The organism is Vibrio sp. 10N.261.51.C6 (assembly GCF_041471785.1).
Classification (GTDB): domain Bacteria; phylum Pseudomonadota; class Gammaproteobacteria; order Enterobacterales; family Vibrionaceae; genus Vibrio; species Vibrio crassostreae_C.
On sequence record NZ_JBFRPB010000003.1, the window covers coordinates 1715 to 3099 of the forward strand.

Annotated in this window: 1 protein-coding gene; it reads right to left on the bottom strand. The window is 47.6% G+C overall.

The window, feature by feature from the left end:
• The coding region (locus AB4375_RS00020) for a VCBS domain-containing protein (protein ID WP_372050824.1) at positions 1 to 1385 on the bottom strand (1385 nt) is incomplete at both ends.

Consider the following 1385-nt stretch of genomic DNA (forward strand, 5'->3'; position numbering starts at 1 on the left):
GCTTTGTCAGTTTCATCGATGGCAACGGTCGCACTGCTTACCGTCGCTTTATCATTGGTGCCATTAATCGTAATTTTGATGGTGGATGGTGTGCCATCGACCGAATTGATGGTGAACGTCTCTTCGACTTTATCGCCAACGTTTAATTGATTGAATGCGCTGTTAGCGGTGAATGTCCAATGGCCATTGGCATCAATGGTGAGATCACCATTAGATCCAACAATGGAGTCTGGCGTAAATGTGTTATCTGGATTATCAACATCGGTACTAGTCAATGTTCCTGAAGTAGTTACCGCTTTGTCTGTTTCATCCACACTGACCGTTGCGGTACTGACCGTCGCTTTATCATTGGTGCCATTAATCGTGACTTTTATGGTTGAGGGTGTGCCATCAATAGACGAGACAGTGAAAGTTTCTTCAACTTTATCGCCGACATTTAACTGATTAAATACGTTGTTGGCGGTGAATGTCCAATGGCCATGGGCGTCGATGTTTAGGTTGCCGTTGGCACCAATAATTGAATCCGGTGTGAACGCATTATCTGGATTATCCACGTCAGTACTGGTCAATGTTCCTGATGTCGTTACTGCTTTGTCAGTCTCATCGATGGCTACGGTCGCGCTACTGACAGTAGCGGCGTCGTTAGTGCCGTTAATCGTCACTTTGACCGTTGACGTTGTGCCATCAATAGACGATACAGTGAAGGTCTCTTCGACTTTATCGCCGACGTTTAGTTGATTAAACGCGCTGTTGGCGGTGAAGGTCCATTGGCCATTAGCACCAATGGTGAGGTTGCCGTTGGTGCCAGTAATGGAATCTGGAGTGAACGCATTATCCGGATTATCGACATCGGTGCTGGTTAATGTTCCTGAAGTCGTGACTGCTTTGTCGGTTTCATTGATGGCAACGGTCGCGCTACTGACAGTAGCGGCGTCGTTAGTGCCGTTAATCGTCACTTTGATCGTTGACGCTGTGCCATCAATAGACGAGACAGTGAAGGTCTCTTCGATCTTGTCGCCGACATTCAATTGATTAAACGCGCTGTTAGCGGTGAATACCCAGTGACCATTAGCACCAATGGTGAGGTTGCCGTTGGTGCCAGTAATGGAATCTGGAGTGAACGCATTATCCGGATTATCGACATCGGTGCTGGTTAATGTTCCTGAAGTCGTGACTGCTTTGTCGGTTTCATTGATGGCAACGGTCGCGCTGCTGACAGTAGCTGCGTCATTAGTGCCGTTAATCGTGACTTTAATGGTCGAAGGTGTGCCATCAATGGACGAGACAGTGAAGGTCTCTTCGACTTTATCGCCGACGTTTAGTTGATTAAACGCGCTGTTGGCGGTGAAGACCCAATGTCCACTGGCATCAATAGTTAGGTCGCC